This is a genomic window from Cupriavidus sp. PET2-C1 (assembly GCF_054515855.1).
Genome location: NZ_CM137260.1, coordinates 2,151,998 through 2,166,849 on the forward strand (window position 1 = coordinate 2,151,998; position 14,852 = coordinate 2,166,849).

General features: G+C 67.8%; 15 protein-coding genes and 1 pseudogene. 10 read left to right on the plus strand and 6 right to left on the minus strand.

Annotated features, from left to right (window positions below):
* Nucleotides 1–6 precede the first annotated feature (6 nt).
* Nucleotides 7–714 carry a phosphoribosyltransferase gene (locus ACX12D_RS29690; RefSeq protein ID WP_459374617.1) on the minus strand — a complete coding sequence of 236 codons (708 nt, stop codon included), beginning with the start codon at nt 712–714 and terminating at the stop codon, nt 7–9.
* A gap of 408 nt (nt 715–1,122) precedes the next feature.
* Between ACX12D_RS29690 and ACX12D_RS29695 the strand changes: the two genes are divergently transcribed.
* The gene (locus tag ACX12D_RS29695; protein WP_459374618.1) at nt 1,123–1,311 is read left to right on the plus strand and encodes a hypothetical protein; all 189 of its coding nucleotides are present in this window, start codon (nt 1,123–1,125) and stop codon (nt 1,309–1,311) included.
* A gap of 107 nt (nt 1,312–1,418) precedes the next feature.
* Here ACX12D_RS29695 and ACX12D_RS29700 read toward each other — a convergent pair whose 3' ends face one another.
* From ACX12D_RS29700 to ACX12D_RS29710, 3 genes are all read right to left on the minus strand, one after another.
* Nucleotides 1,419–1,595 (minus strand): CsbD family protein, encoded by a 177-nt coding sequence (locus tag ACX12D_RS29700; protein ID WP_441632652.1) that lies wholly within the window; start codon nt 1,593–1,595, stop codon nt 1,419–1,421.
* Between the two features lie 415 nt (nt 1,596–2,010).
* Nucleotides 2,011–3,666 carry an EAL domain-containing protein gene (locus ACX12D_RS29705; RefSeq protein WP_459374619.1) on the minus strand — a complete coding sequence of 552 codons (1,656 nt, stop codon included), beginning with the start codon at nt 3,664–3,666 and terminating at the stop codon, nt 2,011–2,013.
* Nucleotides 3,663–5,717, minus strand: a complete 2,055-nt coding sequence (locus ACX12D_RS29710) for an ATP-binding protein (protein WP_459374620.1) — start codon at nt 5,715–5,717, stop codon at nt 3,663–3,665. The genes ACX12D_RS29705 and ACX12D_RS29710 overlap by 4 nt, the downstream gene beginning before the upstream one ends.
* A gap of 383 nt (nt 5,718–6,100) precedes the next feature.
* Between ACX12D_RS29710 and ACX12D_RS29715 the strand changes: the two genes are divergently transcribed.
* Nucleotides 6,101–6,706 (plus strand): response regulator, encoded by a 606-nt coding sequence (locus ACX12D_RS29715; protein WP_459374621.1) that lies wholly within the window; start codon nt 6,101–6,103, stop codon nt 6,704–6,706.
* Nucleotides 6,707–6,855: 149 nt separating this feature from the next.
* The gene (locus tag ACX12D_RS29720; protein ID WP_459374622.1) at nt 6,856–7,305 is read left to right on the plus strand and encodes a nucleoside deaminase; all 450 of its coding nucleotides are present in this window, start codon (nt 6,856–6,858) and stop codon (nt 7,303–7,305) included.
* Between the two features lie 162 nt (nt 7,306–7,467).
* Here the strand turns inward: ACX12D_RS29720 and cynS are convergent, their stop codons facing one another.
* Both cynS and ACX12D_RS29730 read right to left on the minus strand, forming a co-directional pair.
* Nucleotides 7,468–7,911 (minus strand): cyanase, encoded by a 444-nt coding sequence (gene cynS, locus ACX12D_RS29725; RefSeq protein WP_459374623.1) that lies wholly within the window; start codon nt 7,909–7,911, stop codon nt 7,468–7,470.
* Nucleotides 7,912–7,988: 77 nt separating this feature from the next.
* Nucleotides 7,989–8,114, minus strand: a complete 126-nt coding sequence (locus tag ACX12D_RS29730; RefSeq protein ID WP_441632642.1) for a hypothetical protein — start codon at nt 8,112–8,114, stop codon at nt 7,989–7,991.
* A gap of 493 nt (nt 8,115–8,607) precedes the next feature.
* Between ACX12D_RS29730 and ACX12D_RS29735 the strand changes: the two genes are divergently transcribed.
* From ACX12D_RS29735 to gmd, 7 genes and pseudogenes are all read left to right on the plus strand, one after another.
* Nucleotides 8,608–8,799, plus strand: coding sequence for a DUF4089 domain-containing protein (locus ACX12D_RS29735; RefSeq protein ID WP_174425783.1), 192 nt, complete (start codon nt 8,608–8,610; stop codon nt 8,797–8,799).
* Entirely contained in the window at nt 8,796–10,208 is a 1,413-nt protein-coding gene (locus ACX12D_RS29740; RefSeq protein ID WP_459374624.1) for an AtzE family amidohydrolase, read from the plus strand. Before ACX12D_RS29735 ends, ACX12D_RS29740 begins: the two co-directional genes overlap by 4 nt.
* The gene (locus ACX12D_RS29745; protein ID WP_459374625.1) at nt 10,166–10,912 is read left to right on the plus strand and encodes a GntR family transcriptional regulator; all 747 of its coding nucleotides are present in this window, start codon (nt 10,166–10,168) and stop codon (nt 10,910–10,912) included. The genes ACX12D_RS29740 and ACX12D_RS29745 overlap by 43 nt, the downstream gene beginning before the upstream one ends.
* 83 nt (nt 10,913–10,995) lie before the next feature.
* Nucleotides 10,996–11,091: pseudogene (locus ACX12D_RS29750) on the plus strand (ABC transporter ATP-binding protein); the annotation flags it as partial.
* A 509-nt stretch (nt 11,092–11,600) separates the two neighbouring features.
* The gene (locus ACX12D_RS29755) at nt 11,601–11,933 is read left to right on the plus strand and encodes a hypothetical protein (protein WP_459374626.1); all 333 of its coding nucleotides are present in this window, start codon (nt 11,601–11,603) and stop codon (nt 11,931–11,933) included.
* Between the two features lie 235 nt (nt 11,934–12,168).
* A complete protein-coding gene (locus tag ACX12D_RS29760) occupies nt 12,169–13,593 on the plus strand; it encodes a mannose-1-phosphate guanylyltransferase/mannose-6-phosphate isomerase (RefSeq protein ID WP_459374627.1) in 1,425 nt (474 codons plus the stop codon).
* Nucleotides 13,580–14,800, plus strand: coding sequence for a GDP-mannose 4,6-dehydratase (gmd, locus tag ACX12D_RS29765; protein ID WP_459374628.1), 1,221 nt, complete (start codon nt 13,580–13,582; stop codon nt 14,798–14,800). Before ACX12D_RS29760 ends, gmd begins: the two co-directional genes overlap by 14 nt.
* Nucleotides 14,801–14,852: the final 52 nt, after the last annotated feature.

The window sequence follows — 14,852 nt, forward strand, 5'->3', positions numbered from 1 at the left end:
GCAACCTCAAGCCGGGCGCCAGCAGGCGTACTGGCGCAGCAGGGCCATCACTTCCTCATCGGTGGTCTGCCTGAAATCCAGGTAGAACGCGCCCACGGCGCCAAAGCTGGCTGGCACGTTCAGGCAGATCACCTCGTCCGCCGATGCGCGCAGGCTGGCTTCGCCGTCGATGGAGGCCACTGGCACGGCCGCCACCACCCGCTTTGCCTGCGCCCGGCGCACGCCTTCCAGCGCGGCGCGCATGGTGGCGCCGGTTGCCACGCCATCGTCCACCACGATCACGGTGCGCCCAGCCATGGCCGGCACCGACGCACCACCGCGATAACGCCGCTGCCGCCGCCCGATCTCGTCGAGCTGGCGGCCGCGCTCCGCATCGAACGCACCGCTTTCGCGTGCGCGGCGCGTCCAGGGATCGTCGTTGGCCACCGTCAGCGGCGCACTGCCGGCAGCGTCGCCCTCCACCACCGCGCCCAGCGCCAGCTCGGGATAGCCGGGAGCACCGATCTTGCGGACCAGCAGGATATCGAGCCGTCCTTCAAGGATCCGCGCCACCTCGAAGGCAACCGGCACACCGCCGCGCGGCAGCGCCAGCACCAGCGGCGCCTCGCCGGCCTCGGCGGCGCCAAAGCCGCGTTCCGCCAGGTGCCGGCCAAGAAAGACCCCGGCTTCGCGGCGATCGGCAAAGCACGGCGGCAACGGCGGGAAGCGTGACATGGCTGGCTCCTGCAGTGGGTCGGTCGGGCCGGGGCGGGCCAGTGCCGCAGCGGTGCCCGCACGCGCTCACGGCAGCGAGGCAACGCGGCGTGCGCGTGCACTAGCCAAATATAGACCGATAAGGCCGGCGAATCGAGATGGGGAAAGGGAATCCGGAAAGGAATGCCGGATGGGACGGCTAAGGCACCACGCATGCCCGATCAGCGCGCCACGTGCTGGCGGCGCCTCGGCCCGCGCGCCATTGGATGGGATTGCGCAACAGTGTATTTTGCCAGGGCCGGATTATCTTTCCGGCGCGTTTAGCTAAGATGGCCCGCATCGATGGCAGCCACAGGGATCGCCATTTCACCAGCGCCAGCCACGAGGCATCACCGCGTGGCACGCCAGTCAGACTCAGCGAGAACGCACATGAGCACGCATCACAAATCCACGCACGACACCCAGCGCAAGGAACAGGCGTTTACCGACGCCAGCGGCCTCGGCCTCGGCCTCGATATCCCATACGGCTCGCTCGACGCAGCGGCACTTGCCGAGCTGCCGTATACGTTCCGGCCGGTGGGCACCGCCACTCGCTTCTACGCCGAGTGCTTCAGCTAAGCCGCTTTGAACCGCTGAATGCAGCAACGCCGCGGATGCCCCAGGTCGCATGACCCCGGGCATCCGCGGCGTTATCCATTGAGCCATTGCGCCATGGCGCTCACGCGCTAGCGGCCACGCTTGGCGTCTTCCTTGGCGTCACCGTAGGCGGCCTGCGTCTTGCCGGCGATCTGCTCCGCCTTGCCTTTGATCTCGGTACTGACGCTGCCGGTCATCTTCCCGGCAACTTCCTTCACCTTGCCCTTGGCTTCCTCGATACGGCCCTTCACTTGATCCTTGTTCATAGTCAGCTCCAGTTTTAGCGACGGTACAGGAATGAATCGCCCTCCGGCGGCGGGGCCGGAAATCTCGCCGTGCCCGCGCCGTGTCCACATGCATGGACGGGAGGGCGCTGAGATCAGCTTAGGCAGCCGCGGCGGCTTTGCGTGTCAGGTGGCGGCTGTAAGCCCTGTAGGACGAATGCCCACGCGAACGAGGCCCGGCCGTCCGGGGAGACGGGGAAATCCACAGGGAAATGAAAAGAGTAAAAGAGCGCCTCGCGTGGGAACACGAGGCGCTGGCCGGCAAGGAGATACCAGCAGGGAGGCGCATAGCCCGACGGGGAAAGTAAGGCTACATGTGGATTCTATATCATTTTTATCAATTAAAAATAGGGCGGATGTTTCATATTTGCGCAAAGACCGGTCCAGCGGAACAGGATCAGACGCGCTCCGGCACACCCAGGCTGCTGCCAGGCAACGCTGCCGGCGTGCCGCGCTCGAGATGCGCGGGCAGCCACTCGCATAGCCCGGCCCGCGTCAGCGGGCGCGCGAAGTGATAGCCCTGCCCCAGGCGCACGCCCTTGCCCGCCAGCCACGCGCGCTGCGCCTCGCATTCGATGCCTTCAGCCACCACCGCCAGATCCAGGGCGTGGGCAAAGTTGATGGTGACGTCGACAATCTGCCCGCTCACCTTGTCGCCAGGATCGGCCTGCACAAAGATGCGATCGAGCTTGAGAAAGTCCACCTCGAACTGCTTGAAGTAGGCCAGCCCGCAATAGCCGGTGCCGAAGTCGTCCACCGCCAGCTTGATGCCGCGCGCCTTGGCGCGCTGGATCGCACAGCGCTGGTGCTCGACCAGCGAGACGGCATCGCGCTCCGTGATTTCCAGCACCGGGGTCACGTTGGCCCGCAGCAGCGCGAACAGCGGCGAGTCTTCGGCCCAGAAACCCGCATCGTCGAAGTGCTCGCTGGTGACGTTGAAGGCGAGATGGAAGGCGGGCGGCAACGCCAGCGACTCGAGATCGCGCAGCACGCGGGGGATCAGGTTCAGCGTCAGCGCGACCGCCAGATGCTGTTGCTCGATGGCCGGGATGAAATGCTCCGGCTCGAGCAAGCCGCGCCGCGGGTGTGCCCAGCGTGCCAGCACTTCCACCCCCGCGCACAGCCCGCTTTCCAGATCGACCAGCGGTTGGTAGTAAGGCACGAATTCGCCATTGCGCAGCCCGCGCTGCATGTCCGCGGCAAAGGAGCGGCGCGCCGCCCGGCGCGAATGCAGCCCCAGCACCACCAGCGCGGCGATGCCCGCGGCCAGCGGTGGCAGCACCATGTACTTGAGGCCTTCTTGCAGCACCAGGCTGTGCGGCGCGCTCGCGATGACGGTGATCGGGTGTCCCGCCAGTGGCCGGATGTCGACAATGCCGTGCGCGCCCTGCCCGGCGTCATCTCGCCGCACCAGGGTTGGGGCACCGGCAGGCTCGCCAGCGTCGCCCATTTCATCGCCAGCGCCGCCAGCGCCGCCATTGAGCATGAAGCGTGTGCCCGCCACCTCGATCTCGATACCGGGAAACCCCAGCTTGCCCGCCGACTGCACCATGTCGGCCAGGTAGCGCCCCTCCACCCAGACCAGTACGCCGCTGCCCGGGACGGTGCCTAGGAACACGGCGAGCGCCATGCTGCTGCCGCGTTGGGGTTTGGCAAGGTGGTACTGCAACCCGGGCCGCCAGTTCAGCAGCTCATCCAGCGGGGTCGCGATCTCGCCGCGCACCGCCGAGCAATAGCGCATGCCGCGCGCCACCAGCACCACATCGCGGATATAGGCGGTGTAGGCAACCTGCTCCTGCAACTGGCGCGCCACGCCGCGGCAGGGTGCGCCTGCCAGCGCGCGGTCCCGGTAGGCAATGTCAAGCGTATCGGCCAGCGCGAGTTCGAGGTTGTCGCTCACCGCCGACGACATGCGCTCCACGCGCTCGCGCGCATCGTGCGCGGCCAGCATCGCGCTCAGCCATAGTGCCAGGCCGGTGGCAAGCAACGCCGCCAGCAAGGCGGGCCGCCGCGCCCCCGCGCGGCCGGCTTCTCCCTGCAGACAGCGCTTCATATTGCCGCCGGCAGGCTGAGGGTGACGATGGTGCCCTTGCCGATCTCACTGGCAAGCGTGATCTGCCCCTGATGCGCCGCCACGATCTCGCGCACGATCGCCAGGCCCAGGCCGTTCCCCGTTGTATTGCCCTGCCGGTTGGCCCGGTAAAAATTGTCGAACGCCATGCCCGCTTCTTCCTTCGTCATGCCGATACCCCGATCCTCGACCCTGACCGAGACCTTTTCCTGCTCTAGCGGCAGCGGCTCGACCGTGACGGTAACTTCGTCTTTCCCGTCGGAATACTTCAGCGCATTTTCTATCAGGTTGCGTACCGCCTGTGTCAATTGCGCGCGGTCCGCCAAAACGTGCAGCGGCACGCCGGCATCGATCACGCGCACCCTGCCCGCTTCGGCGAACTCGCCCGCCACCGTTTCGCGCACGAGCGTGGCCACCTCCACGCGTTCACGCTCGAGCATGCCGCTGCTGCGGGCTTCGATGCGGGCCAGGTCGAGCAGGTCGGACAGCAGCGCATTGAGCTGGCCGGCACGGGCGTGGATGGCATGATAAATGCCGCTGCGCCGCTCCACCGGCACCACATCGGCACTCAGCAGTTCGGCATAGCCGGCAATGCCCGCCACGGGCGCCTTGAGCTCATGCGCGGCCGCGGAGACAAAATGGGATTTCATGCGGTCATGGCGCAGTTGCGTCGTCACGTCGCGCAGCACCAGCACCAGGCCGCCGCCGCTGGCCGCATGCACGATGCGCACCTCGTAGGCGGGCGACACCGCCATGTCGAACTCGACGATGCCGGCGAACTCCCCGGCCGGCTCGGCCCGGTCCAGCTCCGCCAGGAGCTGCTCGGCGCGGCAGGCCTGCCGCGCCGCGCGCCGGCCGCGGTAGAGCCAGTGGACAAACTCGCGCTGCGTGGCGCCGCGCAGCCGCGACAACGACACGCCCAGCAGTTCGCACAGCGCGGTATTGGTCTCGTCGATCACACGATCGCGGCCAAACACCGCCACGCCGTCGGGCATGGCCAGAAACAGCCCGCGCAAATGCTGCTTCTTCTCGGCCAGGATATCGCGCACCACGGTCTCGCGGTCGGCCAGCGCGGCGAGCTGGCCCAGCGCGACGAACTGCCTGACCTGGAAGAACATGACCAGCACGGTGACCATGCCGGCGATCGCGATCCCGGCGCGCAGGCGGTCGTGATAGCTGGCAAGGGCCGCATCGCTGCTGATGCCTGCCAGCACCGCGAGATTGTGCCCGGGCAAGCGCTGGATGGCGTAGATGCGGCGAATGCCATCCAACCCGCTGGCGGCCGTGATGAGGCTGTCCTGCGCGCTGGCCAGCGCCCCGCGCAACGCGGAGCCGGGCATCAGCACCTGCCCCGGCTGGCAGCTTTCCTGGCTCCAGCACGCGCGCACCACGAAGTCGTCCGTGCCCGCCAGCAGCACAGTGCCGGAATCCCCCAGGCCCGCCTTGGCGTAGACCCGCGACAGGTAGCCGGGGTCGAGCGACACCACCACCACGCCCGCGAAGCGGCCATCCTTGGCGCCCACGATGCCCCGGGACAGTTGCACGGACCAGCGGCCGCTGACAGGCCCGACAAGCGGCATGCCGACATACAGCGACGGCAGCGCACGGCTCTCGTGCACGCGGAAATACTGGCGGCCGCTCAGGTCCAGCGACTCGAAGCCAGCGCTGGTGGATGCGCGCAGCATGCCGGCACGGTCGAGCACGGATACATCGAGAAAGGGGTCGATGGCAAGGTAGCCGCCACGCTTCCATTGCGCCAGCGGCAGGGCTGGCCCGCGCTCCACCACCGCGCCACCAACGAGCGACGCGATCTGGTCGGCCTCGGCCAGCGTGCGCTCGGCGTGCTCGCCGAGCAGCCCGGCCACGCGGGCCAGGCCAGCATGCACGTGCCGCAATTCGGCCGCGCGGTCCCATAGCCCCAAGCCGGCGAGCGCGCACCAGATGCAGGCCACGATGACAATGCCTGACCAGAACGGGTGTCTCGCGGAACGATGCGTGCCTGCCAATGCCTGTCGGTAGATTTCCAGCCTCATGGGAAAGCTACCAAAAAACGAATATATTGTTCATCACAGCCGTGAATCGCAGCCTTCGATACTAGTCCGCGCGTGCGTGCGCCCCGTGCACCCCCCCGGGTGCCGCTGCCTGAAGGCAGCCTGCTTACGGCAAAACTTCACAGTATGATCTATTCGGCTGCGCCAGTCCGCTCGCACTGTCCCATCGCCCCGGGACATCCGGCGTAGCCGGCCAGGTGCATCGCGAAGCGTTAACTTCAACGGTTCAGCGATGCTTTATCATAATTGCGTGCTTTCCTGGCATTAAGTTGCGCTTAGGCAGCTTTCCGAAGAATAATGAAAACAATACGATACGTAACGCCGCGGCCTCGCCCGGCGCGCGTTGCGTCAGTTGAAGAGGCCATATGACCGATCTGCGCTTTTATTCCACCAGGACCGCTGCCGAGATGCTGGGCGTCTCCCTGCGCACGGTCCAGCTCTGGGTCGAAAATGGCCGGCTGCCCGCGTGGAAGACCGACGGCGGACATCGCAGGATCCCGGCCGATTCGGTCGACCGCATGGTGGCCGACCAGCGCAGCCAGACCGCCGCGCCCACGACAGCGGCAGCCGCCCCGGCGGGAAAGGCATTTCGCGTACTGCTGGTGGAAGACGACGAACACCTGCTGCAGATTTACCGCATGGCGCTGGAAGCCCTCAACCCGTCGGTCGAGATACTCGAGGCGACGAACGGATACGACGGCCTGCTGCTCATTGGCAGCAGCAAACCCGACCTTGTCCTCCTGGATCTGATCATGCCTGGCATCGATGGCTTCCGCCTGTGCAGGACCATCGACGCGCAGCAAGAGTTTGCTGCCACGCGCATCGTCGTGGTGACTTCGCTGGACAAGCATGCCATTGCGGACCGCGGCGGCATTCCCGCGCATATCCGTGTCTTTTCCAAGCCAATCCCGATGTCCGTGCTGCAGTCGCTGGTGGTGACCTTGCAGGTCGGCCCTGGCACGCCAGCCTAGGATTTGGACAGGCGCAATGGCGGGATTCAGCGTCGCCATTGTATATCATTTTTTTCAAATACCCGGATGCGCGAAGTTTCATATTTACGCGCATCGCGTGCGGCAAAGGGCTATCTGCTCTAGCCACACCCCCCTTCCCGGAGATCCCCATGTCCATCCATGAACAACACCTGCAGGAAGCCGTACGCCTGGCGCACGCCAATCGCGCGCGCGGCGGCCGCCCCTTTGGCGCGGTGCTCACGCTCGATGGCGAGCAGGTGGCGACCGGCGTCAACGACATCGTGCACAGCTTCGATCCCACCACGCACGCGGAGATGCAGGCCATCCGCGCCGCGTGCCGCAAGCTCGGCCGGCCGAGCCTCAAGGGTGCCGTGGTGTACGCCAGCGGGCATCCATGCCCGATGTGCCTGGCCGCGTTGATCATGACCGGCGTGGAGGCGGTGTACTACGCCTTCGACAATGCCGACGCCGCACCCTACGGGCTTTCGAGCGAGGCCGCCTACCAGGCGCTGCGCCTGCCGCTGGATCCGCCGCCGCCGCCGCTGCCGCTCACGCGCCTGTCGGCGGGGATGACAGCAGCGCAACTGTATGGGGCATAGGGCGAAAACCATGCGCAAAAACGGGCCGCAAAGCAAAGCGTACCCGTTTCTGCGTGGCCGTCAGAGGCCGCTCCGTACCCGTTTCTGCGTGAGTCTCAGCGGGCCGAAACAGGGGGCGTACCCGTTTCTGCGTGGCGCAAAGCGCCTGGGCGCCAGCCCCGGTCAGTAAGTTTTGTAGGGCAGGAACTTGCCCGACATCTCGATCTTCACGCGATCGCCATTCGGATCGGCCTCGCGCTGCAGGTCCATGCGGAAATCGATCGCGCTCATGATGCCGTCGCCAAACTCTTCGTGGATCAGGGCCTTGAAGGTCGTCCCGTAGATGCTGACCAGTTCATAGAAGCGGTAGATCAGCGGATCGGTCGGCACGGGCGTGGGCAGCGAGCCCTTGTAAGGCACGGTGCGCAGCCACGGCTCGGCCTCCGGCGGCAAGCCGAAGATCTCCATCACGGCCTGCGCGCCGGGCGCGTCGAAGGCCATCTGGCCCAGGCACGCGGCGGTCGTCCACTCCTTGCTCTTGCCGACCTTCCCGGCCACATCGGACCACCGGATGCCTTTGGTGACCTTGGCCTCGATGATCAGGTCAGTGATATCGCTGCGATTCATTGGATTTGCGCTCCTCTGGATTCCGGATTGGTTTGGGGGCGGATGCCGCGATGGGGCGGCACCAGCGCCGGACGATGTCAGGGAAGCCCATCCAGCCGCGTGCAAGCCGCGGTGCGCGCGTTGTCGTATCGCACCAGCGCGGCAAAGGACGTTGCACCCGGCACGAGGGCCTGCAGCGCCAACACGACAAGAAGGATCGGCATCGCACCTCCGCAGGTTCATGCGCACTCGATGGTGACGCGTCCGGCACGCTTCAGGCATGCATCAGGCCATGTCACCGCGTGCCAGCATGGATCGTTGCGCGCATCGCCAGAATGACCACGCGCGCGCTCCCGTGACGAAGCGCTCCGCGCAAGGTTCATGCCACTGCACGGGACACTTGACGCTTCGCCAGGTGGTGCATGCAAGCGCGGGCGCAACACGCAGGCACACCAAGGCCGCTGCGGCGCACGCACTGCCGCGGTGAATCACGCCGCGCGTGCGCACCTGGCATGGCACCCTCGCCCCCAAGCGGTGCAGCGCGGCGGGTGGCATCCTGCCGCATGCCGTGCATCGCGCCGCGCCGCAGGTGGCACAGCCATTGCTTGCATACAAGATCGCATACAAGCAGGGCACAACGGCCGCGCGGCGCGCCCATCGCACAGCGCCCCCCCTGCCGGCCGTGGCCTGAGACCCACGCACTCCCGGAGAAATGCCATGACCCAACTTTGCGACGAGACGCTGGCGCACTACGCCCGCAGCGCGCTCAAGCTGCACGGGCTGGAGCTGCCCAAGGACGCCGAGGCGCGCGTGATCGAACAATTCCTGCGCGTGGCCGCGGTCGCGGCGCCCATGCTGGCGCACCCGCTGGATGCGCACGACGAGCCGGCTCCGGTGTACCGGCCATGAACGCGCGCGAACCCTTGTTCGACTCCGCGCTGGCGATCCGCAGCGACATCGACACCGGCGCGCGCAGCGCGCTGGATGTGGCCACCGCCACGCTCGCGCGCATCGAGGCCTGCGACCCGCTGCTGCACGCCTTCACCGCGGTGACGCGCGAGCGCGCGCTGGGCGAGACGCGCCGCATCGATGCACTGCGCGCCCAAGGCGCGCGGCTGCCGCCGCTGGCGGGTGTGCCCTATGCCGTGAAGAACCTGTTCGACGTGGCGGACCTCACCACGCTGGCGGGCTCTCGCGTGCTGGCCGGCGCCGCACCGGCCCGGCGCGACGCGGTGCTGGTTTCGCGCATGCGCGAGGCGGGCGCGGTGCTGGTGGGCACGCTCAACATGGACGAGTTCGCCTACGGCTTCACCACCGAGAACGCGCATCGGGGCACCTGCCGCAATCCGCACGACCTGGCCCGCGTGGCGGGCGGCTCCTCCGGCGGCAGCGCGGCGGCGGTGGCCGCGGGCCTGGTGCCGCTGTCGCTCGGCTCGGACACCAATGGCTCGATCCGCGTGCCGGCGGCGCTCACCGGCATCTTCGGGCTCAAGCCCACTTATGGGCGGCTGTCCCGCCGCGGCAGCTATCCGTTCGTGCACAGCCTGGACCACGTCGGCCCCTTCGCACGCTCGGTGGCGGACCTCGCGGCGGCCTACGATATGCTGCAGTTCGCCGACACCCGGGATCCGGCCTGCGCGCGCCGCCCGCTCGAAGCCGTCAGCGGGCAGGCGCCGATGCGCGTGCGCGCCGCACGCCTGGGCGGCTACTTCGACGACATGGCCGGCCCGGATGCGCGCGCCGCCGCGCAGCGCGTGGCCGAAGCGCTCGAAGCCACGGGCGTGATCCATCTGCCGGGCGCGGCGGCCGCCCGCTCGGCCGCCTTCGTCATCACCGGCACCGAGGGCGGGCACCTGCACCGCGAGCATCTGCGGCACCAGTACGCACAGATGGAGCCGCTCTCGCGCGACCGCCTGGCCGCCGGGCTGGTGCTGCCGGCCGCGTGGTATGTGCGCGCACAGCAGGTGCGCGCGGCCTTTCGCCAGGAACTGCTCGACGCCTTCACGCGCGCCGAGCTGCTGATCGCCCCGGCCACGCCGGTGGCTGCGCCGCTGGCCGGGCAAGAGAGCATCGACATCAACGGCCAGATACTGCCAGCGCGCGCCAGCCTGGGCCTGCTGACCCAGCCCATCTCGTGCATCGGCCTGCCGGTGCTCACGGTGCCGCTGGCCGGCCCCGACGGCTTGCCGCTAGGCGTGCAACTGATCGCGCCGCCGTGGCGCGAGGACCTGGCCTTTGCAGCCGCCCAGGCGCTGGAGGCTGCAGGTGTGGCCGCATGCCCGCGGCCATCCGCATTGCTCGCGCGGGCCGCGGCATGAGCGGCGCCGAGGTCCGTGTGGTTTCACGCGCCGAAGCGGTCTACGCGCAGCTGCGCGACGACATCTTCGAGTTCCGGATGCTTCCCGGCGACCGCTTCACCGAAGGCGAGATCGCCCAGCGCCTGGGCGTGTCGCGCACGCCGGTGCGCGAGGCGCTGCAGCGGCTGCAATCCGACGCGCTGGTGCAGGTGTATTTCCGCAGCGGCTGGGAGGTGGTGCCACTGGATTTCACACGCTTCGACGAGCTCTACGAGCTGCGCAAGCTGATCGAGGTCAACGCCGTGCGCATGCTGTGCATGCACGCCACGCCCACGGTGGATCACGGCGCGCTGGCCCAGCTTGCGCAGTTCTGGCAGGTGCCGCAGGACGCGCGCCTGGACGACGGCCGCCTGGTGGCGCAACACGATGAGGCCTTTCACGCGGCACTGGTAGCAGCGGCGGGCAATCGCGAGATCGCTAGCGTGCACCGGCAGGTGACCGAGCGCATCCGCATCATCCGCCGGCTCGATTTCACCTACGCCGCGCGCGTGAGCGCCACCTACGACGAGCACGCCGCCATCCTGCGCGAGATCCAGCGCCAGCGCGCGGAGCAGGCCGTGCTGCTGCTGTCCAGCCATATCGAAGAAAGCCGCGCCGAAGTGCGCAAGATCACGCTGCACCGCTTGCAGACGATACGCACCGACGGCGCGCGCACACGCGCCTGACGTGCACCGCGATAGCCCCACCTGGGCGCGGCGCTACCGGGCGTCTCCTGATTTTTTCCCTCCACTCCTTTAGTCGCGAGATCACCATGGTGATCGTCTCGCACGACCTGGAAGACGCGGTCTTCCTGGCTGACCGCATCCTGCTGCTGACGCGCCGGCCCACGCGCGTGGCCGACGTGCGGGCACGCTGAGACGCGCGCAAACGGGCCGCTGCACAGGCAAATCCTTGCGAGAGATATTTCCGATGTAACGCCACATTACGGGACCGGCCACGGTCCCTTTTCTTTTCGAGGCTGCGGCCAGCCCTGCACCACCACCCGTGCGCCCAACGCCGGCAAGGCCTGGCGGGTGACGCGCAAGGGCCCGGAGGGCCTCGCCAAAGGTGAAGCCTGAGCCCTTGAAAGTGTGATTGCGCCTTACAAGTACAAGCACACCGGCGCGGGCCCGATGGCTACAGTGAGGCCATGTTCAACGCGAAGCCAGTCACGGAGTCCCCAACATGAAACGCGCCATCGCCCTGGTTGTCCTGCTCTCCTCCGCAGCGGCCCTGCTGTCCGCCTGCATCGTGGTGCCCCCGCGTGGCGGCCCGCCGCCGTACCGTTACCACGACCGCTATTGAGCGGCCGCAGGTAACACGCACTCGCTACCCCCGAATCCAACGCATCGTTCGCATCCCTGGAGTTGAATCATGAAACGCCAACTGCTGCTCGCCCTCACTACCCTTGCCGCCGGCGCTGCGCTTGGCCTGATCTCGCCAGCCCAGGCCCAGGCCTACCCGCCGGGCTACCACGGCAACCCGCACCTGCGCCCCGCGCCGCCTCCGCCGCGCTATGAGCCGCGCCCACCGGGCCGCCCCGGCCAGGCATGGGTGCCGGGGCACTGGAGCGCCAACGGTGGCAGCTATGCCTGGCGCGGCGGCTACTGGCAACGCGAACGCCCGGGTCATCGCTATGTGCCCGAGCGCTGGGTGCAAAGCCCGCACGGCGGCTGGGTGATGCGGCCCGGCTACTGGACCCGCTAAACCGGCCAGGCCGATCCGGCCCGGCAAGGTAGCCACGTACGCCGTCCCCGCCTTGCGCGGGGACGGCGTTTTTTTGTGCTTGCATAGCGCACCCGGCACGCCGCGCCAGCACGCCATCGAGTGTGTGCTAGCCAACAGTCCCCCCCGCGGCCCGGCATTACAGTCACCTCACTACCCGTCACCCGGCTCCCCACAAACGCGAGCCAGGCTTCGTGCTGCGTGAAGGAGACATGCCATGGCAGACGACAAGCAGATCGTACCGGTCATCCTGTGTGGCGGCGCAGGCTCGCGGCTGTGGCCATTGTCGCGCGACGGCTATCCCAAGCAGTTCCTGCGCCTGCTCGGACAGGACTCGCTGCTGCAGGACACCCTGTTGCGGGTACGGGAGATTCCCGGTGCGCAAGCCCCGATCCTGGTCAGCAACGAAGCGCACCGTTTCGTGGTGGCCGAGCAAGCGCGGGAGGCAGGCTGCGCGCTGTCCGCCATCGTGCTCGAGCCGCATCCGCGCAATACCGCACCCGCCGCGGCGGTGGCCGCGCTGCAAGCGTGCGGCGGCGGCGCGGACCCGGTGCTGCTGGTGCTGCCCTCCGATCACCTGATCCGCGACCGCGCCGCCTTCACGCAGACCGTGTGCCAGGCCAGCGCCGTGGCCGCAACGGGCGTGGTGGTGACGCTGGGCGTGGTGCCCACGTTTGCCGCCACCGGCTACGGCTATATCAAGGCGGTGCCCAGCAATACGGCCGACTTGCTGTCGGTCGCGCGCTTCGTCGAGAAGCCCTCGCTGGAAATGGCCACCGGCTACCTGCAGGAAGGCAACTGCTTCTGGAACAGCGGCATCTTCCTGTTCCGCGCCTCCGTCTATCTCGCCGCGCTGGAGCGGTTCGCCCCCGACATCCTGCTGGCCGCGCAAGAGGCGATGGTGCGCGGCCACCGCGACCTGGATTTCTTCCGGCTCGACACGGACGCCTTCGCCGCCTGCCGCTCCGACTCGATCGACTACGCCGTGATGGAGCACCTGCGTGACGCGCAAATGGCCCCGCTAGCCGCCGACTGGAGCGACGTGGGCTCCTGGGATGCGGTCTGGAAGGCCGCCGAGAAGACCGCCGATGGCAACGTGGCCATCGGCGACGTGGTCACGCACCACGCGCAGGGCTGCCTCGTCCACGCCTCGCACCGGATGGTGGCGGTCGCCGGCCTGGACGACGTGATGGTGGTGGAAACGCCGGACGTGGTGCTGGTGGTCCACAAGAATCACTGCCAGGACGTGAAGCAACTGGTGGAAACGGTGCGCGCCCAGGGCCGCCCCGAGGCCACCCAGCATCGCAAGGTATACCGGCCCTGGGGCGCCTACGACGCGGTGGACCACGGTACGCGCTACCAGGTCAAGCGCATCACGGTCAAACCCGGCGCCAAGCTCTCGCTGCAACTGCATCACCACCGTGCCGAGCACTGGGTGGTGGTGTCCGGCACGGCGCGCGTGCGCCGCGGAGACGTCGAGTACCTGCTGACTGAAGACCAATCCACCTATATCCCGATCGGCGAGGCGCACAGCCTTGAAAACCCCGGCCGGATCCCGCTCGAACTGATCGAGATCCAGTCCGGCTCCTACCTTGGCGAAGACGACATCATCCGGATGGCAGATATCTATGGGCGCACATGAGCTCGAACCCATCGGCCGGCTCGCGACCGCCGAGCTGCAGCCCGAGGCAAGCGGCAACACCGGCAGCGCAGGGGCGCAACGCCCGCGCCGCGCGCTGATCACCGGCATCACCGGCCAGGACGGCGCCTACCTGTGTGAGCTGTTGATTGCCAAAGGCTACGAGGTGCACGGCATCAAGCGCCGCAGTTCGCTGTTCAACACCGAGCGCATCGACCACCTGTACCAGGATCCGCAAGCGCCCAGGCGCAGCCTGATCCTGCATCACGGCGACATGACCGACGCCGCCAGCCTGGTGCGGGTGGTGCAGCAATCGCAACCTGACGAAATCTACAACCTGGCGGCGCAAAGCCACGTGCAGGTGTCGTTCGAGGAGCCGGAATACACCGCCAACACGGACGCGCTGGGCACGCTGCGCCTGCTCGAAGCCGTGCGCATCCTTGGCCTGGAGAAGCAAGCGCGCTTCTACCAGGCGTCCACATCCGAGCTGTACGGCCTGGTGCAGGCAACACCACAGATGGAGACCACGCCGTTCTACCCGCGCAGCCCCTATGCAGCCGCCAAGTTGTACGCCTACTGGATCACGGTGAACTATCGCGAGGCCTACGGCATGTATGCCTGCAACGGCATCCTGTTCAACCATGAGAGCCCGGTGCGCGGCGAGACCTTTGTCACGCGCAAGATCACGCGGGCGATGGCGCGCATCGTGCTGGGGCTGCAGGACACGCTCTATCTCGGCAACCTGTCGGCCCTGCGCGACTGGGGCCACGCGCGCGACTACGTGGAAATGCAGTGGCTGATGCTGCAGCAGGACAAACCCGAGGACTACGTGATCGCCAGCGGCGAGCAGCACAGCGTGCGCGAGTTCGTGCAGCTGGCCGCCCTGGAGCTCGGCATCGCGGTGCGCTTCGAGGGCGAAGGCGCCGGCGAGGTGGGCGTGGTGGCCCGCGTCGATGCCGCCACCTGCCCGGTGGCAGCGCGCTGCAAGCCGGGCGACATCATTGTGCGGGTGGATCCGCGCTACTTCCGCCCGACCGAAGTCGAGACGTTGCTGGGCGACGCCAGCAAGGCGCGCGAACAGCTGGGCTGGTCGCCGCGCACGAGCTTCGGGGCCCTGGTGCGGGAAATGATGGAAGCGGACTTTGCCGCTGCGCGGCGCGATGCGTTCGTCAAGCTGGCTGGCTTCCGGGCCTATGACCATCATGAGTGACGCCGGCACCGCAGTGTCAAGCGACCCCGCGCCGTCATCCGCGTCCCGGCCA